Annotated in this window: 20 protein-coding genes; 13 read left to right on the top strand and 7 right to left on the bottom strand. The window is 60.9% G+C overall.

Features of this window, described 5'->3' with window-relative positions; all coding sequences use genetic code 11:
- The first annotated feature begins 3 nt into the window (after positions 1 to 3).
- Together ACI48I_RS02660 and ACI48I_RS02655 are read left to right on the top strand one after the other, a co-directional pair.
- Complete coding sequence (locus tag ACI48I_RS02660) at positions 4 to 2,037, top strand: TonB-dependent receptor (RefSeq protein ID WP_498573261.1); 2,034 nt, start codon at positions 4 to 6, stop codon at positions 2,035 to 2,037.
- Between the two features lie 53 nt (positions 2,038 to 2,090).
- Positions 2,091 to 2,828: a 2OG-Fe dioxygenase family protein gene (locus ACI48I_RS02655; RefSeq protein WP_498573260.1), complete on the top strand. Its 738-nt coding sequence runs from the start codon at positions 2,091 to 2,093 to the stop codon at positions 2,826 to 2,828.
- 270 nt (positions 2,829 to 3,098) lie between these two features.
- Here ACI48I_RS02655 and ACI48I_RS02650 read toward each other — a convergent pair whose 3' ends face one another.
- Complete coding sequence (locus tag ACI48I_RS02650) at positions 3,099 to 3,479, bottom strand: hypothetical protein (protein WP_498573259.1); 381 nt, start codon at positions 3,477 to 3,479, stop codon at positions 3,099 to 3,101.
- 151 nt (positions 3,480 to 3,630) lie between these two features.
- Here ACI48I_RS02650 and ACI48I_RS02645 point away from each other — a divergent pair, with 151 nt between their 5' ends.
- Complete coding sequence (locus ACI48I_RS02645) at positions 3,631 to 4,764, top strand: efflux RND transporter periplasmic adaptor subunit (protein ID WP_498573258.1); 1,134 nt, start codon at positions 3,631 to 3,633, stop codon at positions 4,762 to 4,764.
- A 10-nt stretch (positions 4,765 to 4,774) separates the two neighbouring features.
- Positions 4,775 to 7,888 (top strand): efflux RND transporter permease subunit, encoded by a 3,114-nt coding sequence (locus tag ACI48I_RS02640; RefSeq protein WP_498573257.1) that lies wholly within the window; start codon positions 4,775 to 4,777, stop codon positions 7,886 to 7,888.
- Between the two features lie 290 nt (positions 7,889 to 8,178).
- Here the strand turns inward: ACI48I_RS02640 and ACI48I_RS02635 are convergent, their stop codons facing one another.
- Positions 8,179 to 9,108 carry a hypothetical protein gene (locus ACI48I_RS02635; protein WP_498573256.1) on the bottom strand — a complete coding sequence of 310 codons (930 nt, stop codon included), beginning with the start codon at positions 9,106 to 9,108 and terminating at the stop codon, positions 8,179 to 8,181.
- An 85-nt stretch (positions 9,109 to 9,193) separates the two neighbouring features.
- Positions 9,194 to 10,066, bottom strand: coding sequence for an ElaB/YgaM/YqjD family protein (locus ACI48I_RS02630; RefSeq protein ID WP_498573255.1), 873 nt, complete (start codon positions 10,064 to 10,066; stop codon positions 9,194 to 9,196).
- Between the two features lie 415 nt (positions 10,067 to 10,481).
- Here ACI48I_RS02630 and ACI48I_RS02625 point away from each other — a divergent pair, with 415 nt between their 5' ends.
- From ACI48I_RS02625 to ACI48I_RS02590, 8 genes are all read left to right on the top strand, one after another.
- Positions 10,482 to 10,616, top strand: a complete 135-nt coding sequence (locus ACI48I_RS02625) for a hypothetical protein (RefSeq protein ID WP_498573254.1) — start codon at positions 10,482 to 10,484, stop codon at positions 10,614 to 10,616.
- 159 nt (positions 10,617 to 10,775) lie between these two features.
- Entirely contained in the window at positions 10,776 to 12,071 is a 1,296-nt protein-coding gene (locus tag ACI48I_RS02620) for a tyrosine-type recombinase/integrase (RefSeq protein ID WP_498573253.1), read from the top strand.
- A 120-nt stretch (positions 12,072 to 12,191) separates the two neighbouring features.
- Positions 12,192 to 13,103 (top strand): hypothetical protein, encoded by a 912-nt coding sequence (locus ACI48I_RS02615; RefSeq protein WP_498573252.1) that lies wholly within the window; start codon positions 12,192 to 12,194, stop codon positions 13,101 to 13,103.
- A gap of 135 nt (positions 13,104 to 13,238) precedes the next feature.
- Positions 13,239 to 13,451: a DNA-binding protein gene (locus ACI48I_RS02610; RefSeq protein WP_498573251.1), complete on the top strand. Its 213-nt coding sequence runs from the start codon at positions 13,239 to 13,241 to the stop codon at positions 13,449 to 13,451.
- The gene (locus ACI48I_RS02605; RefSeq protein WP_498573250.1) at positions 13,448 to 13,915 is read left to right on the top strand and encodes a hypothetical protein; all 468 of its coding nucleotides are present in this window, start codon (positions 13,448 to 13,450) and stop codon (positions 13,913 to 13,915) included. Before ACI48I_RS02610 ends, ACI48I_RS02605 begins: the two co-directional genes overlap by 4 nt.
- 6 nt (positions 13,916 to 13,921) lie before the next feature.
- The gene (locus tag ACI48I_RS02600; RefSeq protein ID WP_498573249.1) at positions 13,922 to 16,633 is read left to right on the top strand and encodes a hypothetical protein; all 2,712 of its coding nucleotides are present in this window, start codon (positions 13,922 to 13,924) and stop codon (positions 16,631 to 16,633) included.
- A gap of 206 nt (positions 16,634 to 16,839) precedes the next feature.
- The gene (locus ACI48I_RS02595; protein WP_498573248.1) at positions 16,840 to 17,232 is read left to right on the top strand and encodes a hypothetical protein; all 393 of its coding nucleotides are present in this window, start codon (positions 16,840 to 16,842) and stop codon (positions 17,230 to 17,232) included.
- A 71-nt stretch (positions 17,233 to 17,303) separates the two neighbouring features.
- Complete coding sequence (locus ACI48I_RS02590) at positions 17,304 to 17,843, top strand: hypothetical protein (RefSeq protein ID WP_498573247.1); 540 nt, start codon at positions 17,304 to 17,306, stop codon at positions 17,841 to 17,843.
- A gap of 12 nt (positions 17,844 to 17,855) precedes the next feature.
- Here ACI48I_RS02590 and ACI48I_RS02585 read toward each other — a convergent pair whose 3' ends face one another.
- Together ACI48I_RS02585 and ACI48I_RS02580 are read right to left on the bottom strand one after the other, a co-directional pair.
- Positions 17,856 to 19,106: a hypothetical protein gene (locus tag ACI48I_RS02585; RefSeq protein ID WP_498573246.1), complete on the bottom strand. Its 1,251-nt coding sequence runs from the start codon at positions 19,104 to 19,106 to the stop codon at positions 17,856 to 17,858.
- Between the two features lie 234 nt (positions 19,107 to 19,340).
- Positions 19,341 to 20,039 (bottom strand): PEP-CTERM sorting domain-containing protein, encoded by a 699-nt coding sequence (locus ACI48I_RS02580; protein WP_498573245.1) that lies wholly within the window; start codon positions 20,037 to 20,039, stop codon positions 19,341 to 19,343.
- Between the two features lie 304 nt (positions 20,040 to 20,343).
- On the opposite strand from ACI48I_RS02580, the gene ACI48I_RS02575 reads away from it, so the two are divergent.
- Complete coding sequence (locus ACI48I_RS02575; protein ID WP_498573244.1) at positions 20,344 to 20,916, top strand: recombinase family protein; 573 nt, start codon at positions 20,344 to 20,346, stop codon at positions 20,914 to 20,916.
- Between the two features lie 1,226 nt (positions 20,917 to 22,142).
- On the opposite strand, the gene ACI48I_RS02570 is transcribed toward ACI48I_RS02575, so the two are convergent.
- Both ACI48I_RS02570 and ACI48I_RS02565 read right to left on the bottom strand, forming a co-directional pair.
- Positions 22,143 to 23,165, bottom strand: coding sequence for a J domain-containing protein (locus ACI48I_RS02570; RefSeq protein ID WP_498573243.1), 1,023 nt, complete (start codon positions 23,163 to 23,165; stop codon positions 22,143 to 22,145).
- A gap of 287 nt (positions 23,166 to 23,452) precedes the next feature.
- Positions 23,453 to 26,623, bottom strand: coding sequence for a type I restriction endonuclease subunit R (locus tag ACI48I_RS02565; RefSeq protein WP_498573242.1), 3,171 nt, complete (start codon positions 26,621 to 26,623; stop codon positions 23,453 to 23,455).
- Position 26,624: the final 1 nt, after the last annotated feature.

The raw sequence follows: 26,624 nt of genomic DNA, 5'->3' as shown, positions 1-26,624 counted from the left end.
CTCATGCCCAAGCTTCGCCCCCTGCCCTGTGCCCTCCTCGCCCTGTTTGCCGCCTCCCCGGTCCTGGCCGACGACCTCGTGCTGCAGCGCGTGCTGGTCGAAGGCTCGCGCCTCTCCCAACTCGGCATCGCCGACTCGGCCAATGCCGGCAGCGTCGGGCAGAAGGAACTGGCGGCACGCACCACCTACCGGCCGGGCGAGATGCTGGAAGCCATGCCGGGCCTGATCGCCAGCCAGCACAGCGGCGAAGGCAAGGCCAACCAGTTCTACCTGCGCGGTTTCAACCTGGACCACGGCACCGATCTCGCCACCTGGGTCGACGGCATGCCGGTCAACCAGCGCAGCCATGCGCATGGCCAGGGCTGGACCGACGTGAACTTCCTGATCCCGGAACTGGTCGGCCGTCTCGACTACCGCAAGGGGCCGTATTCGGCGCGCGACGCCGACTTCGCCTCGGCCGGCAGCGCCGAGATCAGCTACGCCAACCGGCTGGCTAAGGAGATCGCCAGCGTCACGCTGGGCGAGGACGGTTTCCGGCGCGCGCTGCTGGCGGGTTCGCCCGAGCTGCTCGGCGGTACCCTGCTGTATGCGATTGAATCCTTGAACAACGCCGGGCCGTGGACGCGCCCCGACGACTACCGCAAGCGCAACGGCATGCTGCGCTACAGCCGCGGCTACGCCAACAACGGCTGGAGCGTCACCGCCATGGCCTACCGCGGCAGCTGGAACGCGACCGACCAGATACCGCTGCGCGCAGTCGAAGACGGCTCGCTCGGCCGCTTCGACGGCATCGACGATACCGATGGCGGCAATGCGCGCCGTTACAGCGTATCGGGTATCTGGCGCCAGACCGGCACCGACACCAGTTCGAAGCTCAGTGCCTACGTGATCCGCAACCAGCTCGACCTGTACTCGAATTTTACGTATTTCATGAACGACCCGGTCAACGGCGACCAGTTCGCCCAGCCTGACCGGCGCGTGACCAGCGGCCTGGATGCGACCCACACCTGGCACCTGCACCGCGGCGAGGCAATGGCGTCCGACCTGACTGTCGGCGCGCGCCTCCAGAACGACAATATCTTCAACGGTTTATACGACACGCGGGCACGCCGGCGCCTGGCAACCACGCGCGAAGACCACATCATCGAGACCAGCGGCGGCGTGTTCGTCGAAGGCACGACGCGCTGGAGCGAGTCGCTGCGCACCAAGGCCGGCGTACGCGCCGACCGCTACCGCTTCGATGTAGCGAGCGACCTGGCAGCCAATTCGGGACGGGCGAACGATACGCAACTGAGCCCGTCGTTCAGCCTGGTCTACGCGCCGCTGGCATCGACCGAGTTTTACCTGAACTATGGCCACGGCTTCCACAGCAACGATGCGCGCGGCACGGTGGCGGCCTTCGATCCGAAAACCATGGAAGCCCTGGAACGCGCGCCGGGCCTGGTGCGTTCGCGCGGGATGGAGCTGGGCCTGCGGACCGAAGCGCTTCCCCAAATGCAGACGGCGGTCTCGCTCTACCGGCTCGACTTCGATTCCGAACTGACCTATGTCGGCGACGCCGGCATGACGGAAGCGGGCGAGGCCAGCCGCCGCGTCGGGATCGAGTTCTCGAACTACTGGCGGCCCCTGAAATGGCTGTCGGTCGACTTCGACGCCGCGTTTGCGCGGGCGCGCGCGCGCAATGGCGATCGGATCCCCGGCGCCGTCGAAGGCGTGGGCCAGCTGGCGCTCACGGTCGACAAGCTCGGTCCCTGGTCCGGCGCGCTGCGCCTGCGCTACTTCGGTCCGCGTCCGCTCATCGAGGACGACAGCGTGCGCTCGCAGGCCAGCACCACGCTCAACGGCCGCATCGGCTACAAAGTGAACAAGGGCCTGCAGCTCGAGCTCGAAGCCTTCAACCTCGCCAACCGCCGCGCCTCGGCCATCGATTACTACTATGCCTCGCAGCTGGCAGCAGAAGCGGCGCCGCGCAACGATATCCACTTCCACCCGATCGAACCGCGCTCGCTGCGTCTGACCCTCACCAAGACCTGGTGAGCGATGCGGGCCTTCCTCCACCGGCCCCTGCGAAAAATGCTACGCTACCGGGCATGACACCATCCGAACTGCCCTACAGCGATCCTTCCCGCCTTGCCGAAGCCCTGCTCGGCGACGGCTATGCCCTGCTGCGTCCCCAGGACGTCGCGCGCCTTGCCGGCTGCACCCTGGCCGACCTCGATGCGCTCGTGCCGAGTTGGGACCACCTGGAACTCGACAACTACCTGAAGGACGGCGGCCGCTACCGGCGCCGGCGCCATTCCTGCTTCGTCGACGACGGCCGCGACCTGACCCAGGTGCCGCACCGCGCGCACTGGCAGCCGGTCGAGTACAACGCCCTGCACGGCGGCATGCACCGCCTGTTCGCGCCGATCGCGCCAGGCACCGTCGCCCAGCCGGCCTGGCGCCAGCTGCTGCGTTCGCTCGGCGCGGTCTGCTCGCAAGCGAAGCCGGCGCAGCCCTGGTATGTGGAAGCGCATCAGTTCCGCATCGATACCGCCGACGGCATCGGCCGCCCGACGCCCGAAGGCGCGCACCGCGACGGAGTCGATTTCGTCGCCGTGATCCTGGTCAAGCGTGCCGGCATCAAGGGCGGCGAGACGCGCGTCTTCGAAGCGGACGGCCCGCGCGGCCAGCGCTTTACCATGACCGAACCATGGACCCTGCTGCTCCTCGACGACGCCGCCGTGATCCACGAGTCGACCCCGATCCAGCCGCTGGGCGAGCACGGCTACCGCGATACGCTGGTGCTGACCTGGCGCGCGGGGGCCTTCCAGGGCGAAGACGCCTGAATGCCCTACTCGTAACAGCGGCAAAAAAAAACGCCCGCGTACCTTGCGGTAGCGGGCGGCAATCCAGAATTTCGGAGAAAAACTGGAGGAGACAGTTCCAATATAGCGCGATTTATTGTGCGCCGCAATACGGTAAAACTACCGGCCTCCTGGGACAACTCCTCCTCAATTCGTAGGCGTTTTCTGACGCTTTGTCTTGGCTGCGGCGATTTATGACGCAGTGCACCATCGCAGTGCGAATCCAAGCCATGCTGCCCTAAATGTCAACGTTCAGGCGCCCTCCGGCTTCGCCCTGCTGTTTCCGGGTGCAGGGGGCACGGCGCCGCCGGCGCAATGGCCTTGTGCGTTTTTTTCCGCGTCTGTTGTTTTTTCCGCGCGTGCCGACGCCGCCGCCATTGCGCGGCTCGACGGCGTGTCGGTGTGCGAGGGCACCCGTGTAGTTGGCGTCACAGTGCCCAGTTGCGGTTCGGGTTTGTCGCTGGCGCGTGCCGGCAGGGCGCTGTCGGCACGGGGCGCTTCGGCGCGGGCGGCGCAGCCGGGCTGCGGCGGCGTGGTGCCCGGCCCGCCCTCCTGCGCGAATGCGCCGAGCGGCAGCCCGGCAGTCACGGTCGCCATGGCCGCCATGGCCGCCAGCAGTACAGGTTTGTTCATCGCGGTCTCCTTCACAAGTCGATTCCACCCATGCCCGGGTAGAACAATGCCACTATTGAATTCGCGTCAACGCATGATGCTGTTTGATAAACTGCTCCATTGCCGTCCACGTCACGGCGTCCCGCTTGCTTACGGAACCGGAACCACGCACATGCCCTCATCGACATCACGCATCGTTTTCATCGGCTCGGCCGCCCTCCTCTCCCTTCTGCTCAGCGCTTGCGGCAAGGATGACGACAAGAAGAAGAACGCACCGGCGACGCCGGCGTTGACCGTCACCACCGCGCGCCCATCCACGGCGAGCCTGCCCGTCAAACTCGGCGCCAACGGCAACGTCGCGGCCTGGCAGGAAGCGATCGTCGGCAGCGAGTCGGGCGGGCTGCGCCTGCTGGAAGTGCGTGTCAACGTGGGCGACGTCGTCAGGAAGGGCGAGACCCTGGCCGTGTTCTCGGCCGATACGGTCAACGCCGACGTCGGCCAGGCGAAGGCGGCGCTGCAGGAAGCGCAGGCGAATGCCGCCGAGGCGGCCGCCAACGCCAGGCGCGGCCTGGCGCTGAAGAGTTCCGGCGCGCTCAGCGAGCAGCAAGTCACGCAATACCTCACCGCGGAGCGCACGGCCGCGGCGCGCGTCGCGGCGGCAAAGGCCACACTCACCCAGCAGCAGCTGCGCCTGCAGCACACGCAGGTGCTTGCGCCCGACAGCGGCATCATCTCGGCGCGCAACGCCACCGTCGGCGCCGTGGTCGGCGTCGGTACCGAGCTGTTTCGCCTGATCCGCCAGGGCCGCCTCGAGTGGCGTGCCGAACTGCCGGCATCCGATATCGGCCGCGTGCAACCGGGCGCACGCGTGCGCGTCAAAGGGGCGAACGGCAGCGAAGTGCTGGGCAAGGTGCGGACCGTGGCGCCGACGGTCGATGCGCAGACGCGCACGACGCTGGTTTATGTCGACCTGCCGCCTGCACTGTCTTCGAACGCGCCGTTGAAGGCCGGGATGTTCGCCGGCGGCGAATTCGAACTCGGCGCCTCGAACGCGCTGACCGTGCCGCAGCAGGCGATCGCCGTGCGCGACGGGTTCAGTTATGTCTTCCGCCTGAATCCCGACAGCCGCGTCAGCCGGGTCAAGATCGACACCGGCCGCCGGCTGGGCGAGCGGATCGAGGTCGTCTCCGGGCTGGCGGCCGATACGCCGATCGTGATCCAGGGCGCCGGCTTCCTGAACGACGGCGACCTGGTACGGAATGTACCCGCGCCGGCCGCCGCCCCCGCCAAGGTCGCGACCCGCTGAGGACAGGATCATGAATTTTTCCGCCCTCTCGATCCGCAATCCGGTTCCCGCGATCCTGCTGTTCGCCCTGCTGACGCTGGCCGGCCTGCTCGCCTTCAAGGCCAACAAGGTCCAGTTCTTCCCCGATATCGAACTGCCGATCGTGACCGTCACCGCCACGCTCGACGGCGCCGCCCCGGCCCAGCTGGAAACCGAGGTCGCGCGCAAGATCGAGGATTCGGTCGCGACCCTGCAGGGCGTCAAGAATATCCACACCAAGGTGCTCGACGGCGTGGCCACGGTCACCGTCGAATTCATCCTCGACAAGAACCTGTCGGACGCGGAGAACGACGTGCGCGGCGCCGTCTCGCAGGTGCGCGCCGACTTGCCGGGCGAGATGCGCGAGCCGAGCGTGACCAAGGCCGCCACCGCCGGCCGCTCGATCCTCACCTTCACCGCCTCCGCCAAACCGGGCACCAACGGCCTCGATGACCAGGAACTGTCCTGGTTCGTCGACAACACGGCTGCCAAGCGCCTGCTCAGCGTACCGGGCCTGGGCGCCGTCAAACGGGTCGGCGGCGTCGACCGCGAAGTGCGGGTCGAACTCAACGATGCGCGCATGGCCGCGCTGCGGGTGTCGGCGCTGGACGTGTCGCGCCAGCTGCGCAACGTGCAGCGCGAGGCCCCGGGCGGACGCGGCGACGTCAGCGGCGCCGAGCAGTCCGTGCGTACCCTGGCGACGGTGTCCAGCGCGCAGGAGCTGGGGCGCATGAACATTCCGCTGCCGGACGGGCGCCGCGTGCGCCTGGACGAAATCGCCACCGTCAGCGACACGGTCTCCGAGCAGCGCGCACTGGCCGAGCAGGACGGCAGGAAAGTCGTCGGCTTCGAAGTCTTCCGCACGCGCGGCGCCAGCGAGACCGAAGTCGCCGCGGGCGCGCGCGCCGCCGTCGCCGAGCTGCAGAAGGCGCATCCGAACGTGGTGCTCAAGGAAGTCGTCGACAACGCCGAGCCGGTGCAGGAAAACTTCGACGCGTCGATGGAGATGCTCTACGAAGGCGCGGTGCTGGCCGTGCTGGTGGTGTGGTGGTTCCTGCGCGACTGGCGCGCGACGCTGGTCGCCGCGGCCGCGCTGCCGCTGTCGGTGATTCCGGCCTTCCTTGGCCAGTACCTGTTCGGCTACACGCTGAACATGGTGACCTTGTTGTCGCTGGCCCTGGTGGTCGGGGTGCTGGTCGACGATGCCATCGTCGAGATCGAGAACATCGCGCGCCACCTGCAGCTGGGGAAAACGCCGATGCAGGCGGCATTGGAAGCGGCCGACGAAATCGGCATGGCGGTGATTGCGACCACCTTCTCGCTGGTGGCGGTGTTCCTGCCGACCGCCTTCATGGGCGGCATCCCGGGGCGCTTCTTCAAGCAGTTCGGCTGGACCGCGGTGCTGGCGATCCTGGCCTCGCTGCTGGTGGCGCGCCTGCTGACACCGATGATGGCGGCCTACATCATGAAGCCGGCCAAGGCGCACGCCGAACAGGATGGCGCCATCATGCGGCGCTACATGGCGACCATGCAGTGGTGCCTGCGCCACCGCGGCATCACGGTCATCGCCTCGCTGCTGTTCTTCGCCGGCTCGATCTCGCTGGTGGGGCTGCTGCCGACGGGCTTCGTGCCGCCGGCCGACCGCGGCCAGACCATCGTCAACGTCGAGCTGCCGCCCGGTTCGACGCTGGCGCAAACCCATGGCGTGGCCGAACAGGCGCGCCTGGTGGCGATGCAGGTGCCCGGTGTGAAGAGTGTCTTCAGTTCGATCGGCGGCGGGTCGAGCGGCGACGCGTTTGCGCCCGGCGCAGCTGCCGAAGCGCGGCGCGCGGTGCTGACGGTGACGACATCGCACCGCCGCGAGCGCGACGAATCGCTGCCGGAACTCGAGCGCCAGATCCGGACACGCTTGTCCGCCATTCCGGGTGCCCGTTTCTCGGTCGGCCAGGCCGACACTGGCGGCAAGCTGCAGCTGGTCCTGCGCAGCGAAGACCCGCTTGCCCTGGCCGCCGCCGCCCAGCGCGCCGAGCGCGAACTGCGCGGACTGCAAGGCATCGGCAACGTCAGCTCGAGCGCCTCGCTGGTGCGTCCCGAAATCATCGTGCGCCCGGACTTCGCGCGCGCGGCCGATCTCGGCGTCACCGCCGCCGCCATCGGCGAAACGGTGCGCGTGGCCACGGCCGGAGACTACGAGCAGGTGCTGGCGAAGATGAATTTGCCGGAGCGCCAGGTGCCGATCCGGGTAAAACTGCCCGACGCCGTGCGCGCCGACCTCGATGCGATCGGACGCCTGACGGTGCCGGGCAAGAACGGCCCGGTGCTGCTGTCGACCGTGGCCGACATCACGATGGAAAGCGGCCCGGCCGAGATCAGCCGCCTGAACCGCAGCCGGAATGTCACGCTCAACGTCGAACTGGGCGGACGCACGCTGGGCGAGGTCAACGCCGAAGCGCGCGCCCTGCCCGCTTTCACGGCGCTGCCGGCCTCGGTCCAGATCGCGGAACTGGGCGACGCCCAGGAGATGCAGGCCCTGTTCGCCAGCTTCGGCGTCGCGATGGCGATCGGCGTGCTGTGCATCTACGGCGTGCTGGTGCTGCTGTTCCACGACTTCATGCAGCCGATCACGATTCTCGCGGCCCTGCCGCTGTCGATCGGCGGCGCCTTCATCGCCCTGCTGCTCACCAGGAGCGCGCTCTCGATGCCGAGCATGATCGGCCTGATCATGCTGATGGGGATCGTGACGAAGAATTCGATCCTGCTGGTCGATTATGCGATCCTTGCGCGCGAGGCGGGCATGCGCCGCTTCGAGGCCCTGGTCGACGCCTGCCACAAGCGCAGCCGGCCGATCATCATGACGACCATCGCCATGGGCGCCGGCATGATGCCGCTGGCACTGGGCTTCTCGGGCGACCCGAGCTTCAGGTCGCCGATGGCGATTGCCGTGATCGGGGGGCTGATCACGTCCACCTTATTGAGCCTGCTGGTGGTGCCGGCGGTGTTTACCTATGTCGACGATTTCAAGGGCTGGCTCGATCGCGGGGTGCGCAGGTTGAGGAAGCATCCGAAGGAGCCGGTGCGGGTGAGCGAGCCGTCGGCGATGAAGTGAATCGCCGGCGTTATCGGCCGTCGTCCGGCGTGCCACATCATTGATGGTGCACGCGTGGGCATGCCCACCCTACGTTATGCGACGGCCGCAATGCTTGCCTGAAACGGTAGTGCACCCTAGGGTGGGCACTCGTGTCCTCGCGTTACGTGCGCCAAACAAAAACGCCGGCACGAATGCCGGCGTTGTCCTTACTGCCTGAATGCTTAGGTCAAAATCGCGATCAAAATAATGATCGGAATCGGAATCCCCACGAGCCACAACAGAATCGAACGCATGCCGTCCTCCTTGATTTAACGATGGGACACGCCGGCAAGGCCGTCGCGCAGTTTGCCGCCGAGGGTGGCGCACCAGCTGGCGACGAAGGCGCCGATCAGCAGGGCGGCCGTCAGCCAGAGTGCCGTGCCGGCTGCTGCCTTGCGCGCGGTGTCGGCGGCTTCCCTGGCGGTGGCCTTGGCTTTGGCAGCGGCGGCGGCGCCACGGGCATAGACGTCATCGACACGCTTCTCGGCCGCGGCCTGGTCGAGGCCGGTACGGGCAGCGATGCGCTTGGCGAGATAGGCGCGGTCGTCGGCGGCCAGGCTGCCGTTCTTGATGCTGTTGGCGAGGATGCGCATGGTTTCCTGGCGCAGCTCGCCGCTGCCGCCGGCCGCATCAGGCTTGTCGGTACGCAGCATCATGTCCGAGAAGTAGTCGAGCGGGTTGACGCCGGCGCTGTCGCCGCCGTCTTTCGCCGCGGCAGCCGTTGCCGCCGCGCCGCTGGCCAGCGTCGCCTTCGCCACGCCGGCGCCGGCGTCCACTGCCGTGCCGGTCATCTTGCTGATCACGCTAGAAAACAGGGCCGCGGCCAGCATGGTCGACACGGCCCAGGTCAGCAGGCCGTGCGCGGTATCGCGGAAATACACTTCATCGGTATGGATGCTGGCCCACTTGGTACGCAGGCGGCCGGCCATATAGCCGCCGATGGCCGAGGCCGCCAGCTGGGTCAGCGTGAGCCAGAGGATGGCACCGATGCCGAAGGCAACGCCGCTATTGTCGGACCAGGGCGAGGCGGCGGAGAGGCCGAGGCCGGAGCCCAGCAGGTACAGCACGAGCGACAGCGCCGTGGCGGCGGCCGCGCCGGCCAGGATCGCGCCCCAGGAAACGCCTGAGCGCGCAGTTTCGACCGCCTCGATCCCTTGGGTAGGGACGTGCGTCGTCGAACTCGATGATTGAGCTTGCATAAGTTCCCTCGTTGTTTTTATTCGTGGAACCGGACCCCGGCCGAACGTCGTGTCGGCCGGGATACGTCCGGTGAAGCGCTACTGATTAGTAGTCGCGGCGGCGGCTGCCGCCCAGCAGCTTGGCCAGGATGTAACCGGCGCCGAGGGCGATTGCCACGGCGGTACCCGGCTTGTTGCGCACGTATTCGCGGCCCGAATCAGCCAGTTGCTGGTAGGTGTCGTTCATTTGTGCGGAACGGTTGCTCAACTGCTCCGATGCGCCGCTGAGCAGGCCGCTCAGCTTGTCGACGCCGGCGTGGGCCGAGGAAACGACACGGTCGACCATCGGCTGGGCTGCCTCGGCGGCCTTGTCGATCGTCTTGTGCATCTCTTCCGGCTTCATCGCAGCCATCATGCCCTCTTTCGAGGACGAATCGCTGCCGGTGCCCGAGCTGGCGCCGGTCGAGCCGCCCTGTGCCCCCGAGGACGACGAACCGCCCGTCGAACCCGAACCGCCGGTCACGGACGAGCTGCCCAGTGCGCCGGTGCCCGACGAGGAGCCGCCCATGGTGCCGGTGCCCGACGACGAGCTGCCCATGGCGCCCGAGGACGTGGTGCTCGAGCCGGTGCTCGACGAACCGGTGCTCGACGATCCCGAGGTACCCGACAGCGACGAACCCGACGAACCGCCCAGGCCGCCGCTGCTGCCTGCTGCGCTCGAACCGCCGGTGGCGCCGGCGTTGCCCGAGCTGCTTGCACCGCCCATGGCGCCCGAACCCGTGGACGGGCTGGCGCTCGACGATGAGCTGCCGCTCATGCTGCCCGACGAACCGGCGCTGGCCGACGAACCGGTGCTGCTCTTGTTCAGGCTGCTCGAGCTGTCCTTGCTCTGGCTCGACTGGTCTTTACCCATGCTGTTGCCGCTGTTTTGCTTGCTCGCGTCAACGCCTTTTCCCTCGCTCGACTTCTGATTATCCATGACTTTTGTCCTTGTAAAATGTAGACCAACGCGGAGTAGACCGGTACCCGACCATCACCACATTCTTCCTCGATTCCGCTCGAAACAAAACGGAGGCGCGAAAATGAACTGCGCTATATCAATGGATCATTCGGATCATGCCTTCGGTCAAGGATTTGCATCGATGACCTCAAACAACATGAAAAGTTCCGTCAACAAGCCACGTCACTTTCGCATCCCGTTTTGCAAGAGTACGCCCAAGCGGCATACCGCACGATTGCAGCTGTCGGGTTACCACGTGCGATACAAAAAATATAACGAATGGGGTAGCAGGACCGTGCGTTGACTAACAGAGCTACCGGATCGGTGAGGTCCGGAGGGAAATAGAAGCGAAAGCCGGCGTGTTCGCCGGCGTTTCGATGAGTAGGGGAAATTAATGGGTATTACTGGAAAGCCTGGACTGAACTACCCGGCAGAAAAAGAAAAAGCCCAGCAGAAGCTGGGCTTTTTCTTTGTATCCTTGGTGCCGCTGACCGGAATCGAACTGGTGACCTTCGCATTACGAATGTGAAGTCCACAGTATATGGAAGTGTCTTGGGTCATATTGACAACCAAGACATATCCTTATTTATCAGTAGCTTACAGTATTTTGCAGCAGAGCTTGTGTTGATCAACTTCTGGCAATATACTCGCAGCCGGGTTACACAGCGGTTACACGACACTGAGCTATATGGCAAAAATAAAATTTACTGCGTCACGAGTTGAAGGCTTCACTTGCCCGTCCGACAGCAAACAGGCGTTCATGTGGGATGCTACGGCCCCATGCCTCGGCCTTCGTGTAGTCTCTAGCGGCGTGAAGGCGTACGTCTTCCAGGCGAAGCTCAACAATCAAACCATACGGATGACGATTGGCTCGCCGGCGACTTGGGACATCGCAGCCGCCCAAGCCGAAGCAAGACGTCTCAAGGTGCTGGTGGATGGCGGGCATGATCCACGGGTTCAGAAGGCCGAGCTTGTTGCTGAGCAGGCAGCGAAGCGAGACGCCAGCCGCCGCGCTGAAACGCCCGCTCGTGACGCATGGGACGCCTACATGACCGCCCGAAAAAGCCGCTGGAGTGCGCGCAGCCTGCTGGACCACCAGCGCTTGGTTGATCCCGGCGGACGGGAAAAGACCCGGGGGCGCAAGAAAGGCGAAGGAGAAACCACCCTTCCCGGCGTGCTGGTGCCGGTGCTTGCCCGTCCGCTCCGCGAAATCGACGCGGAATTCGTGCGGAAGTGGCTGACTGGTGAAGCGCACAGGACAACCGTTGCGATGAATGCCTTCGTGCGCCTGCGTGCGTTCCTGAACTGGTGCGCCACGCGGGCGGACTATAAGACCGAGGTCAGCTCCAACGCATGCGCATCATGTGTCGCCAAGGACGAACTCCCCAAGCCGGCAGCGAAGTCCGATTGCCTCCAGCGCGAGCAATTGGCTACCTGGTTCAAGCACGTCCGGACAATTCAAAATCCGGTCGCCAGCGCCTATCTGCAAGCGCTTCTCGTGACTGGCGCCCGCCGGGAGGAGATGGCTGGCCTTCGCTGGGCTGACGTAGACTTCAAGTGGGGCACGATGGTGCTACAGGACAAGGTGGAAGCCAACCGAACGATTCCATTGACCACATACGTGTCTGCCCTGTTGAATGCCCTCCCCCGCACTAATGAATGGGTGTTCAGCAGCCGGACTGCTGCGAGCGGTCGCATCCAGGAGCCCCGTAAGGCCCATAACAACGTTCTGGAGGCGGCTGGTCTGCCCCACGTATCAATTCACGGTCTGCGCCGTTCGTTTGGCACGCTAAGCGAGTGGGTGGAGTGCCCGGCTGGCGTCGTGGCGCAGATCATGGGTCACAAGCCCAGCGCCATCGCAGAAAAGCACTACATTCGCCGACCGATCGACCTACTGCGGATGTGGCACACGAAGATTGAAGCGTGGATGCTTGAGCAAGCCGGCGTCGAATTCCAGAACGATAAACAATGGGCTGCTGTATAGCGCTCGGCGAATAGCGCCTGCTACTGTGCTCCTACCGCATGCTTGACGGGTTCCGCATAGTGACATTGACGACTCGTGCCACCGCTGCTAGGGTGCGGGGCCAAAACGAGCGAGGTCGAGATGCATATTGGTGAAGTTTGTTCAATCGGTGAAGCCGTCCTAGTCCTGAGTGCCCTGACCAAGCGTGCCTGGACCGAGGCCGAATTTACCCGTGCCGTAATTCGTCTTCGCCTTCCGATCTACGCGGCCGCACCATACCACGCGGCGATCGTGTCCAAGCGATATGTTGACGGTCGTTTGGCCATTACTGCCGAGCCTTCGATGACTGCCCGATACGTGACTCTGCTACAAGCTGAGATTGAGGAACTGGCCTACAGCCTTGGACCTCAGGTTGTCACGGACCGACCAGCTTGGCTCTGGGGAGACCAGCCGTACCAGTCTTGGGATGAAATCGTCACGTTCCGCAAGGGTGACCATCGCGTGCTCGGCCATTGGGAAACCGATCAGGGCGAATGGATGGGGCAGTCGGACGAATATTTCTTCTCCGAGCCCGTCCAGGTCACCGCGCAGTCTACGTTGGTCGTGCCACGTCATACTATTGCCGAGTTGGTGCTGAACGAAGCGGTCGCTGACTCGCAAACAGCTCTCATGCACAGGGCCGACCCGCTGACTTCGCCTGTACTGGTGGAAGACGGACAAGGAGCGGTGCAAGGGACTCTAGCGAAGAATCCAGAGCCCTCGGTCATCGTCTCGGCGACCGTCGCTGAAGCCACGTCGTCAGTTACCGCGTCACCGCGGGGCGGAGCCATCTTGACACCGCAGGCAAAGAAAACGAACACCTGGGATCTCCATGATCTTCGCCGCTTGCTGGAAGAGAGCCTGATTCAAGGGAATACCCATGCGGCCCTAGCAGAAAAATATGGCGTTTCGCGCCAGTTCATCGGCAAGCAGCTCGCCACGGCGAAAGGCCTCTTCAACGCGCGCAAACCATCGCCATTTGACGCCCTTGGCTCGAGGAGCCGAAAAAAATAGGTTGCATTAGCAAGTTGCACAAAACAACTTGGAACCCGCATGGTTGCTGGGTTCTTTGGTTGCCGCAACCAGTTTGACTGGTTGCCATGCGTAGCTTTCGTTGTCGCAGTATCCGATCAACATTTAGGAACGACAATGAACGCCCAAGCAAAATACATCGCACTCGTCGAAGAGACGCGTAGCGCAATTAACACCAACGAAGCGGCTTTCCATCTCGGCCGTAGCCCACAGACCCTCCGCCAGTGGGCATGCTACGAAGACGGCCCGATCCGTCCAATCCGCATCCATGGTCGCCTCGCGTGGCCCGTCGCGCAGATCAAGCAACTGCTCAAGGGTGGCCGCGTATGATGGCACTGGACTATATGATCGGTCAGCGTGCGGGAGCGCCAGTCGTCCTGTGCGAAAAAAATCCACGTACCGCTGCTAAACACGCCGCTGCCTGCGGGAACGCGCACAAGGCATATCTGCGAACCGTGTACGGCTTCCAGCCCGAAGGCGACGAGTACGGGGTAGTCCTCTCTGCCAGCGCACACGGCAGCATTGTCGCTATTGAAATCCGCTTCTTCACGGGTGCGACGAAGACCTACAAGGGTATGTTCGAGCTGCCGCTCCATGTGTTCAAAATCGATGGAATCCCAGTTGCGTCGACTGCAGCAATCGAAAATTTCATTGGCCATGTGGTGTTCGTGACCGTCATTGGCCAATACCACTTCAACGGTATCAAACTGTCGAACGTGTTGGAAGTCGACCTCGACCACAACGTCGCCCACACGGAACCGAAGCGTGTGATGCAAGACGAAGCGGCGAAGTGAGGCGACATGTTGACTAACAATGAAACCTCTGCGGCGGTGTACGGCATGTCAAGCGCGCCGGATGAAGTAAAGGCCGCAGTTACGTGCGACGCAGCGCTCACTGTGCTCACCAATGCCAACGGCAACCTGACGAAAACGTTTTTCCTCGATGAAAACGGAATGGTTCGCAAACAGGCCGCCGCCAAGCTCGTCTACGGCAGCTACCAGGTTCGCGACGTAACCAATCTGGCAGAGCTGGACGCCATCCTCAACACGTTGGCGCCTACCCAGGCCGCGACGTACGGTCGCCCGATGCTTGACCAAGGCGACGTCGTTGCCCAAGGCGTGACGAATCCGGCAACGGGGGCAATCACGCGCACTCGTCAAAACTTCCAGTTCGGAGACAACGCTGGCATTCTCATGCTGGACTACGACCCGCCGAAAGGTGCGCCGGCGCTCTCGCCAAGGGAACTGATGCAAATCGTCCGCAATTGCTGCCCAGCCCTCTCGGGTGTGGAAATGCTCTGGCGCGCAAGTGCGTCGTCGGGCATCAATGGCTCGGGCGTCACCGGGCAACGTATCTACCTGATCGTTAGCAAGGCCAGCGAAATCCCACGTATTGGCAAGCTGATCTTCGAGCGCCTCTGGCTCGCCGGTTTCGGCTACTACGCAATCAGCAAATCGGGCCAGCTGTTGGAGCGCGGACCCGTTGACGCATCCGTGTGGAAGCCAGAAGGTCTCGACTTCGCAGCACAGCCGGTGCTCAACAATGACATCGTGCGTACCTGCTACGAGGGGGAGATCACGGGTGCTGGCATCCTGGATGTGGCTGAGGTACACGAGCTGACTGAGGCCGAAACCAACGAGCTGAAGGAAATCAAATCGGCGGCTCGCGCTGCGATGGCGCCTCAGGTACAGGCCGCAAAAGCGCAATACATCACGGAGGTCGCGCCAGTCATTGCGGAGCGACTGAAGAAGCTGAGCTTGGATACTGACCTGGCTGTCATCAGCCTCATGCTCGAACGTGCGACGATGCAACGCACCTTGATGGGTGACTTCCCGTTGATCACGGCCGACGGCAAGTCGGTCACCGTAGGCACCGTCATGGACAACCCGGAAAAGTGGCATGGTGCGCGATTTGCGGACCCGCTGGAACCCGAGGTCGACGGCCGTGTTGCGTGGCTCAATCTGCGCAGCGGTGGCAAACCTTACCTGTACTCGCATCTCCATCATGGAACCCACTACCGCCTGGACCGAGCACCGGCCTTGATCGAAGTGAATGTCGGCGAGTTGCCGCGCATGGTGGACTCGATGGCGCTGCTTTTGAAAAAATCCGGCCAGATGTACGAACGCGCAGGCGTCATGGTGTACGTCAGCGACGAAGGCAAGATCGTGCAAGCAATGGCAACCTGGATGAAGGTGTTCGTTCACCGCCTGTGTCGGTTTGAGCAGTTCAACGTCAAAAAGCAGGAGATGGTAGTTGTTGATTGCCCGCAAGGCGTCGTTAATGGCCTGCTGGCAAACGCAGCGCACACCCGCATGCCGCGTCTCACAGCTGTGCGCGATGTCCCGACCATGGACGCGAATGGCCGTCTGATCGCAACGCCCGGCTACGACGAACAATCCGGTCTGCTGCTCATGAGCGAGCAGTACGCTAACTGGCCGGCCATCCGCCAGGCGCCGTCGAAACGTGACTTGGACGTTGCGCTGCAGACCTTGTGGAAGCCGTTCGAGCAATTCCCCTATGTCTCGGCTGGGGACAAATCCGTCGCCTTGGCGGCCACGCTGACCGCTGCAGTTCGCTGCTGCTTGCGCACCGCGCCGGGCTTCGGGTTCAGCGCGACGGCACCAGGCACTGGCAAGACGTTGCTGGCCCAGTGCATCGGCGCACTGTACGACGGCATGACTCCTGCGGTAAGCGCACCAATCACGCATGAGGAAGAATGGGCCAAGAGCCTGTTCAGCTCCGCGCTCGCCGGTGCTGGCACCCTCCTGTTCGACAACGCCGAACATGCTATTGAATCGGCCAGCCTGTGCGCCGTGACCACGGCACCAGCAATTAAAGGCCGCGTTCTTGGGGAGTCGCGCGAAGCCGAGGCTGAACACCGCTTGTTGGTGCTGGCCACGGGCAACGGTCTGCAACTGGTGGGCGACTTGAATCGCCGCTTTCTGACCTGCCGCCTGGATGCGCAAGTCGAGTCGTCGAAGGTCGCGGGCCGTCAGTTTGACGTTGAGCCACTCGGCTATTGCCTGCAGCACCGCTTGCTAATGATCACGGCTGCGTTGACGCTGATTCAGGGCTACGTCAGCGCCGGCTTCCCGAAGGTGTGCGACGGACTGGCCTCGATGGACGACTGGAACAAGTTGGTCCGCTCCACCATTGTTTGGCTGTGCGAGCAAGGCGTCGCTCCAGGCTTCGTTGACCCAAAGGTCGCGTTGCTGCGTGACAGCGCCAACGACCCTGAGGCTGCTGCGTTGGCCGGCGTGCTCGAAATGGCGAAAACGATGTTCGGAGCCAATGGAAAGTTTACCGTCGCCGAACTGATCAAGCGCTCGCTCTCGACTGAAGGGTGGGCCGACTTGCTGAAGGAGATCGCCGGCGACCATGGTGGCATTGACGCACGTCGCCTCGGTAAGTGGATGCAGAAACGTGAAGGCCGCATCGTAAACGGCGCCAGTCTCAAGCGTAAGGGAATGAGCCGCACGAACTCAGTGCTGTGGGGGATCAGCGAAGCCTAAACAGTTAGGGGCGCAGGGAGTGCAGGGTGTTGCAGGGTTGTTTTGACCTGAAGTGAAATCAGGTTGAGTTGGATAAATTTACGCCCAGCGTGGCGGGTTGCGCAAGCGCTCCCTGCAACACCTGCAACCTCTGCAAAAAAATCGCGACTCGAATAAATTCCCTAGCGCCACAATAAAACTATAACAACTCACACAATTCTATCAACATGAAAACTATCAAATCTCCCGTCCACAATATGGCGCTCTTGCAGGAGCCACGTCACCTCTGGCCGCTCAAGGCGGACTACCTGGACTTGCCGCGTGAAAAAGCGGTGGCGATTGTCGAGAAGTTCGTCTCCCACTTCGGTTTCGGCTACTTGCGCGAGCGCGGCGCATTCCGCTTCATGTCTCCTATCCTTGTTAATCGACTCGATGTGTTTGACCTATATGAAGCGCTTAAGGCGGTGTTTGCGACCGTCAACAAGCTCAATTGGAGCGATGCCGAGGCGATGGATTTCAAGGCGAGTCTGGAGGATGTGTTCGGGCCGTTGACCGGACATATCGCCATCCGCATGCAGGGCCGTTGCTTCGTGATCGCGGCCGAAAAACCAAAGCATTAACACGCACAGACTGCAGTACACGCGAACCCGGCATGTATTTGCCAGGTTCGCTTTTCTTTTAGGTACCGTCGATGAAAAAAGCCAAAGCAGCCCGAGTTCCGATCCTCGAGAATGCATTCGAGGTGAACCTGCCCAAGCTAATGAAGGCCGCGACGGCCACAGGGTCGTCTAGGCTCGTCCTTGACGATGGCGATCTGAGGACCGTCGCTGTACTTGCTGAGAGCCGCCTGGCGGTCTTCCTGGCCGGCCGGCAGTGGGTGGTAGACATCGTGCCCGTTCAGTGCCTCAAAGGCCATGTACGGCCCCTCCTAAAGTGCCCTCGCGCGCACGAGGGGAATTTCCAGTCCCTTTACTTTCGTGTCGGCGAGCTGGCCTGCCGCCTGTGCCATCGGCTGCGGTATCGATCGAACGTTGCTTCGTCAGCGACCGACCGAGCACGGATCGCGCGATCGAAGCTGCTGCGCGAGATGGGCGCAAAACCCGATGAAGCCCTGCCGGAACGCCAGCCATACAAATGGCGCAAGCGCCATCTGCGCAAGGCAACGCAGGTAGCTCACCTTACAACTGTGCACTTCGACGATCTTCGTGCTTGGCTCGACCGTCACGCGTAACCTCTTCGCTACTCAAGCAGCGCTGAGGCCGCCAGTCTCCTGCTGGCGCTGCAACGATTCAAGGCGATGCCTGAAAACGTTCACCATGGCGTTCGTATTTTGGGCGAGATAGGCAATCACGCGCGCGCGGTCGGCTGGCGCATCAAGATTTTGGTAGCGCACTGGCGGCGTTTCAATCCAGATCTTGCCGCTCGCCTCGACGCGCCATGACAGACCCGGCAGCTCGGCGTCGATCTGGTCCCGCTGCAGGAGGAGTTGATCGTACCAATCAGCTGCAGACACAAAGTTTCTACCGAAGGTTAGAAAAACTCCGGCCCCGCCGGACGCTCGTGCGATATACGGACTGATCCATACGGTATTACCTCCGGGCGGCATGTAGAACGCAGTGCCAGTAGTACGGGCTGGCTTCGATGGTGGCGGTTGCTTGATGTCGTCGAGCCGCAGGGTTTTCAAAAAGTCAGTCCAGAACAATTCGCACCATTGTGCTTCAGCTGCAGCACGTGCTTTCTGGGTGGCGTCCTGCGGCTGGGCGGTGATTTCAGCTTCCACATCAGCGCGTATGGCGATTCGTTCGGCCCCGACGACAACGTGCCTCACCAGCAGTTCGGTTTTCGCCAAGATCCGTGGTTGCAGGAGGATAGCCCCTCCAGGGCAGAGGTAAGTCGCCACCTCGACCAGCGCGAGGCCGAAGCGCAGATGGGCGAAGCGATCAATGAAGCCTACCAGCGCCTCAGCCCGAGAACGAATCCCGTCCCCGGCGATGATCAGGAGGAAGTCGCCACTGTGTAAGCTGCGGTTGATGCCGTCGACAAACGCAGCTTCGTCCAGGTCGGGATGGGCTGCTCGCACAGTCTCAAGAAGGTAACCAGGGCCACGTCCACTTGCTGCCGCTGCTTCGCGGCTTAGGTCCTCGTAGGTCCAGTCCGCCAGCTCCTTCGCGTAGTCAAGAATCTGTGCCACGACTGTGCGCCTTGCCTCAGCATTGCGCCACAGTTTAGTCTCGACTAGCACGATCTGACCAGTGTAGGTCACGTACAGGATGTCGGCAGGGCCTGCATTAGTGTTCAGCTCGGTGCACACTGGAATCAGGTCGCGGGCGTGCGGGTCAATCTCCCGAATCGGCAGTGCGCTTGGATGGCTAAATAGCAGCTCCTGCAACCATTGTTCGCTGTATTGGCCGCTGCCCCCGGCTAGAGAAATACGTTGCAGCGTTTGGCCAACGCCGCTCGGGTCGATCAATATCGGAGATGTGAATGCGTTCATGAATATAGGAGCCGCGAGAGTTGCCAGAGCCGCCCATTCCCCTATTTTGCTCCCGTTGGACTTCACTGGTGTGTAGGCCGCAGATCGAAAAGGCGAACGTAGCGAATGTTTGCGGCATTGTTTTCAACAACCGTGTTGGTTGGTAAAGGATAGGCTCGCCCAAGTGAATAGGCTGCCCAACCCATGTCGACGGACAGATCAGCATTAAAGACCTATCTGTCTCACAGGCTGCTATCACGCTCCCTTTTCAGGATTCGATGGTCTGCGACGCGACACGATATAGCTGAATAAACCCAAACCAAGCAAAACAGTTGTTGCTGGCTCTGGCACCTCGGACGACGAAGCATAAATGTTATCGACGGCTAAGCCATTAAAGGCGCCATCCCACAATACTGAGCCGCTGCTTGTGAAGATAGCCGATGTTAATTTTTCAAAAGACTGATTAAATGAATGCGAACTAAATGCAAGCGAACCAGATTGAACCGATTTGTCAATTAGAAAGGATTGAGTCACCTCGGACCCGTTATAAGTGTATCCTCTTACATCAATCTGATTTGAAATGTATTCCGGCATGCCCCATTCGTTAAAATTAAAAGCGCCTGCCCCGTCAAAACCAAACAAGCTAAAAGTACCGCCGCCGACCCTAGTCATAGCTAATGAGTTAGTTCCGTGTGGCAGAAGTGCTAATTTTGTCCCATTGACGGGACAAGAAGGGGAGCAGATCTGTCCATTGGTGATATAGGCCGTTATATCCGTACTAAAGCGAAATTGGAAGTTTCCAGAGATGAGAACATCATCGCGAGACGAAAATTCTTTATATAATCCATTCGACAGAGGAACGTCTTGAAAGGTAATTATTTCGGCGGCGGCATGAGCTGAAAATACGCCTAGCAGTACCAAAAAACCACTACGAAGCCGGTTTATGTTTTTCATTGGTTTAGTCATTGCGTGAAAATATTTTCTATAAGCAATATTTGTGCCATTAGAAAATGTTTATTAAAATCAACAGCTTGTGCTCATCTAAGTGTTTTCCCTAGGGCGACGTGTAAATTTTGCCGACAGTCTGTCGGGCAATTTTCCTCTTCTGGCAACCTTGAAATGTTCTTTGTACGTGGTGGAAACCGACCGTTTTCCAACACCCATCAGTAGCCCAATTTGACCTGTTAATAAAATAGGTTTTCTCTTTTTCAACATGTTGATATATATTCATACCGTTTACCAACATGCGAAGGAGCAAATGATGGCCGTGTTCGGTTATGGACGGGTGTCGACAATGGGACAGACTGCAGAAAACCAACGCTTGGAGATCGAGCGGGCCGGGTATCAAGTGGATTACTGGTACGCCGACACAATCAGTGGCAAGGCGCATGCCGCTCAGCGGAGCCAGTTCGGTGAAATGTTAGGGAAGCTGCGGAAGAAAGACACGCTGGTTGTGGCCAAGCTGGATCGGCTCGGCCGGGATGCGGTGGACGTGCTTGCTACAATCAAGTCCCTGGCGCTACTTGAGGTCGAGGTCGTCGTTCTGCAGCTTGGCAAGGTGGATCTGACATCCACGGCCGGCAAGCTGTTGGTGACAATGCTGGCCGCTGTGGCAGAGATGGAGCGTGACTTAATCGTTGAGCGCACCCAAGCAGGACTTGCTCGCGCGAAGGCAGACGGTAAGACGCTTGGCCGACCCACTAAAACGACGCCAGCGCAACGGCAGGCGATCGTCCAAGGGTATGCGGCCAAGCAGAGCGTTAGCGCCTTGGCGAGGCTATACGCCGTTTCCAGGTCCACAGTCTTGGCGATCGTGAAAGCACCTGCTTGACGATCTTCTGACCGCCGGCCAGTAGGTGATCTCCAGTGCCTAGCTATCAGTCGACATCTCCCTTCGCGGCCTGCGAAGGGGCGTTGCTTGTTGCCGTGGAATAACTTTCATGACTGAATCTCCGACCTCGGCCCATTGCTACTGCAAGCGCGCTTTTTACTGCTGATCAGGCGGTACTAAGGGAATCAAGTCAAGCGCCTCTTGAAATCGACCTAGCTGACGACACAGTTCCACTCGTTCTAAAACCTGTGCAGTCGATGGCAATAGGCCGAGCAAACGTTCCATGTTGGCTCGTGCAGCGTATTCCTCCAAGGCCGGACCACCGCTTTCCCTACGAAGGTGGTTATTGGAGGCCCACCATAACTTCCTGCGCAAGTATTTTTCTCGATCAGGCAGCAAAGGAACGAGCTGCGCCAGAGCATCGACGTAGTCCTGGGCGGTGTTGAGGCTGTCGAGACATTCGGCCTCTCGCATCTCGCGCGGCAACGAAGCCCATTCCCGCTCCATCCGAAGCCTGGCCGCTCCGATCCCCCGTCATTAGGTGCCATAGTCTTGACAACCGGCTTATCGCGTAAGGCTCCAGGCGCTCCTCCATCAACCTAATATCGCTATCAACCCAAACGACGGTAAGACACGTCGGGCACCGCCCAGCCCGGCCACCAAGTCCGGCCCACCACTGTTCATTCTTACCATCAGACCAGTGCGGCACGTCACCATAGTAGTGCAGAGAGGTGAGAACCGAGAGAGTAAAGAATCCAGCGCATGCGGGACAGCGGTATAGTGAAGGTGGGGATAGCCTAGTCATGAAGATATGGTAGCGTTTCCGGGCGCGCTTGACTCGCTTTCATGCGAGGTCCCCCCGGGGGGAGGCCGAAGTCACCCCTGGGCTTCCGTGTCTTCATAGGTGCGGCCCTCAAAAATTTTCAGCGTATAGAAACTTCAAAAATTTTTTTGCGCGGCTCGTAGGTGGGTACTCTGCGAGGTACTCGGCGTGCCCCTGCTGGCTTGCCGAAAACGACCGCCGCAGACAACGTCATCCGGGCCGGGCGAACACGCTGGCGAGCGGCGCGGGCATGGCGAATAAATACCTGGCCCCGGTGCGCAGAGTTTACACTGTCGGCAGCCGCGTCAAATGGGTCCAAGAAAAAGTGGAGCGGCGCGCGAGCCTTAGTGCCTGATACCGCGGGTGGCCGCCTCGACGCAGCTCGTCCCAACTAGGAGGATGGTTATTCGCAAGCAAGAGCACGCTTTGCCATTGGCACCAGAGTTTGGGCAATCCATTCAGACAGTGGACCGCTTTTGTATGGCACACGCCAATGGGCGGCGTCGTTTGCGAACACTGCCACGTCGCTGAATGAACTGAGGAAGCCGCCGCCAGACTTATCGAAGCGCAGCGACATGTTTAGTAGCTCACGCAGCGGCTTGGTCAGTTCAATCCATTCGCCAGGCGAGTATGGTGCGGCTTGCCCGCCCGCCCTATCGAGGCGCTGCAGGGCCGCTGTCGTAGCCTCACACAGGGCGCGTTTTCGTGCGACGTCCTTCTGTTCAGCCTGGCGGGCGAGATCGGCCGCTAATTGTTCTTTCTTTTTCTTCATTTCCTCAGCGTTGCGCTCGCCGATTTTCATCCGTATTTTGTATTTCTGGTCGATTCGGTTGATGACGTTTTCCGGTTCGATGCCCGTCCCAAAAAGATTGACGGCCCGGTTTAATTCTTTCAGGGCATCCTTCTCCCTGTGCTGCACGAGTAGTTCGGCAAACCGCAGGATCTCGGCATTTTTGCCGAAATAGGATTGGAAGAATTGATCTCTGAGAACGTCCGCCAAGGCGAGCCTGTCTTTGAACGCTTTCGTCTCTAACAAAGCGGCGACATAGCCTCCCGCCAGCTGCCTGGAGACCGCCTGCAACGCGGCGACGATCTCCCAAATGTCGGGATAATAGTCAGCAACCGTTTCCAGGTCGGGGAAAACGTCGAGCAGGACAGCTTTAAATGGAGTCGAGTCCGTTGCGCCTGACGATTCGTCAAGAGAGTTCGTCCCCTCTGCGAGGCGCTTGTCGTATTCACGACGCTGCTCTGGGTCAGACAAGACGGACCAAGCTTCGTTGAATTCCATGAGCAACACTTCGCCATACTGCTTGTCACCCTCGTACTTGTCCGGGTGATATATCTGGCACAGCGCCCGGTAAGCGGCGCGGATAACCACTTGCGCCGCGGTCGGCATTACTCCCAGAACAAAGTAATAATTTTTCAACTTGCATCCTTCGATTTTTTTCGTCGTCAGCCAGTAGAGCGATCAAAGCCCAGCGTTATCCGCCTCTCCTCATCGATGCATGGCTCCAGCGCCGACAGATCGGGAGGCCGTGACTATATTCAGACAGGCCGGAGGTCTAGCGAGCAGCATGTCATCCCGTGTGCCAAGCATTATCAGCACTGACAATGCCAGCATGGAGCACTTCCGGAAACTGGCGGACTGATGGCAACGATCCACGGGCCCTTTTTGCTGCCACGCGTGCGAAGTGGTCGTTCCGTCGGTCTGCCTTAATGAGTACGCGGGTCACCGCCGGCATAGCGCCGCGTTACAAAATCCCACATCTGACTGACTTTTGAGTTCCACAGGGCGTCCGGATAGGGTTCTTGCGGCAATTCGTTTAGCCGCTGGCGAATTTCCGACCACACCGCACCTCGCATTTCCTGGCCGCGCAACCAGTCCACGTTGTCCACTAGCTCGTGGAGCTTCCCTAACAGTGCCCGCGCTACGCGTTTTACGTCCGTCTCCTCGGCCGTTGTCAGCGTCGGCTCTGGTGTGGTAAGCAGGTCGAAGATCGCCAGTTCCTCTTCCGTTAGCCCTTCGCGGGAAGCGCGCTCCTCCTCCTCAGAGAGACCGGCGACGAACTCCTTCAGCGCTTCGAAGAATTTTTTCGCGTCGATAGATCCGGCGTTGTATTCGGCAACAAGCTTTTCTAGCTTGCCGACCAAATCGATACGCGTGGGATTAGCCTCAGCCATCTTCTTTGCCTTGCCCTCAGCGTGTTCCCGGGCGCGTTCGGCAGCAACCTTGGGACTTGTCTCGAACAGCTCAGCCAGCTTGTCGAAGTCGATGCCCGAGAGATCGACGCGCCCGTCAGCGCCTGCACCTTCAACGATAGGCGTCAGGATCGCGACGCCTTCCAATTTCTCGTCCAAGAGTTCGGCTATTTTCGCTTGGATAGCCGATATGTCTGTCGGCCCCAGCTTAGCCCTCACCGCATCCGCCAGCATATGGAACACAGCCACCGGTTTGAGGTAGGGTGCAGCCCGCTCATCGGGCAACAAAGCCTTGTATGCCTTGGTCACCATTCCGGCAAGTTGGCCAAACTCTCTTCGCCGCTCATCCGGCGCGATTAGCACGTCTACGGCCTTGGCGATAAGGCCCAATCGCTTGAGCGCATCGGCCGCCATGATTGAATCGGTGTTGACCCCTAGCGGCTGCGTGAAGCTATGCGCCCGCCTCAGTGCCTCCTCCAACGCTGCCACCAAGGCTTGCTTATCCTTAATTGGCGTTTCGTCTTTGTTCGCGCCGCCTGCGCTTCCCGCGTAAATCGCAAGCGCCTTTTGCAGATTGTTGAACACGCCTACGTAATCGACGATGACACCGCTGGTCTTGCCCGGCGCGTTGCGGTTGGCGCGCGCGATGGTTTGCATCAGCGTGTGGTTCTTCATCGGCTTATCAAGATAGACGGTACCGATGCTGGGCACGTCGAAGCCAGTGATCCACATCGCGCAGACGAAGACGAGCCGCAGCGGGTCATTCTTATCCTTGAACTTCTCCTCCAGGTTTTCTTTCTGCATCCGCTCGCGGTGAGGGAGGATATCGAGACCCTTTTTCTTGAGGTCGCCGATCTCGTTCTGGCTCTGGCTGACAACCACCCCCATATCAAGCTCACGCAACCATAAGAGTCGCTCGGCAATAGCCGCGCCTTCCGCCTCATGCGCAATCTTGAGCGCCTTCTCGTCGTCCGCGATCAGCCGGGCGACCGACGCCTTGACGCGGTCATGCATGGAAACCGCTGTCGCCTTGTCGATGGCAACAAACATTGCCTTGCCCCGATATCCACGCATGGCAAAGTGCAGCGCTACGTCATCGGCCACCTTATCAAGCCGGTCGGGGTTGGTAACAAGTGTATATTGCCGGCCGAACTCCCGTTGGAGCTTGGTCTCCTGCTCCTCGGTCAACTCCACCTCATCGAGCAGTTCGTCGAGTTCTTCTTTCAGCTCGTCAGCGTTGAGCTGAAGCTCCGGTTTGCGCGATTCATAGTAGAGCGGTACCGTTGCACCATCACGGACGGACTGAGCGAAATCGTAGACCGAGACATAATCGCCGAATACCTCACGCGTGCGGCTTTCCTCGCCCTGAATCAGCGGCGTACCAGTAAAGCCAATGAACGCGGCGTTGGGCAGCGCTGCACGCATATTGGCGGCGAGTTGGTCATACTGGCTGCGGTGCGCCTCATCCGTAATAACGATAATGTCTGAACGTTCGGAGAGCGCCGGCATCAGCTCCCGATCAGCGGTCGAGAATTTCTGAATCAACGTGAAGACGTAGCGCTCATTGCCTGCCAGTAATTGGCGCAGGTGCACCCGGCTGTTCGCTTGCACCTGCTGCGTATCTTTGGTGAGCGCTCCGACTGAGGCAAATTGCTTGGAGATCTGGTCGTCCAGCTCGGTGCGGTCGGTTACGATCACGAACGTGTAATTACCCCCCAGGCGCCGTAACACCTTTTCGGCAAACATCACCATGGAGAGAGACTTACCCGATCCCTGCGTGTGCCAAAATACGCCTAAGCGGCCTTTGTTCTGGTCGACATGCTTTACCGCCGCCATCGCGCGGTTTACGCCCAACACCTGATGGTATTTGCCTACCACCTTGCGCAACCCGCCTTTGGCTTCATCAAATAGCAGGAAGTTTTCGAGCAGGTCGAGAAAGCGCCTCGGCTCGCAGGTGGCTCGCAGCATCGTCTCAAGACTCGGGTCTTCCGGGCCGTCCTCATCAAGGCGTTTCCATGGCGCGAAGAAGTCGAAATCGGTATGTGAGCCGCCCATCAACGATTCATGGCCGTTCGAGAGGATCACGAAACCGTTAAAGGGAAATAATTGCGGGATAGTGTCGCGATAGTCGCGAAGGTTTTCGTCATAAGCGTTGAACACCGGCTTAGAGATGGCCTTCCACTCAGCCAGCAGCAGCGGCAAGCCATTAACGAATCCGATGGTGTCCGGGCGGCGCTTGTGCAGTAGGCCCGCGATCCAGACTTGGCTTGCGATGAGGAAATCATTCGCCGCCACATCGCACCAGTCGATCACACGGATGGTGACGGTTTCGCTTTTGCCGTCCTCCAGATGCTTGACCTCGATAGGAACGCCAGCGCGCAATAGGTGGTACAGCTCGCGATTGGCGGCAATGGGCGACAGCGCGGAGCGATCCTGTGTCAATACTTCCTCGGCCTGCTTGAGAGCCTCCGCAGGCAGGCCGGGGTTGAGCTTGGCTAGCGCCGCACGCAGCCGCGTGGGAAGCCAGGCCTGATGAAAGCCGGTGCGACCAGTAGGATTACCCGGCCCCGGCTTTTCCTCCATCAAGTTGAAATGCTGCCAGCCCAACTGCTGCAGTAGTGCGAGCGCCGGCTGCTCTACAGCGCCGTCTTCAGAAAACTCATTGGAGAGCGGAGGCAGTGCCATC

It is taken from the genome of Massilia sp. LXY-5, assembly GCF_059801075.1.
This window is presented reverse-complemented; position numbering and strand designations above follow the sequence as displayed.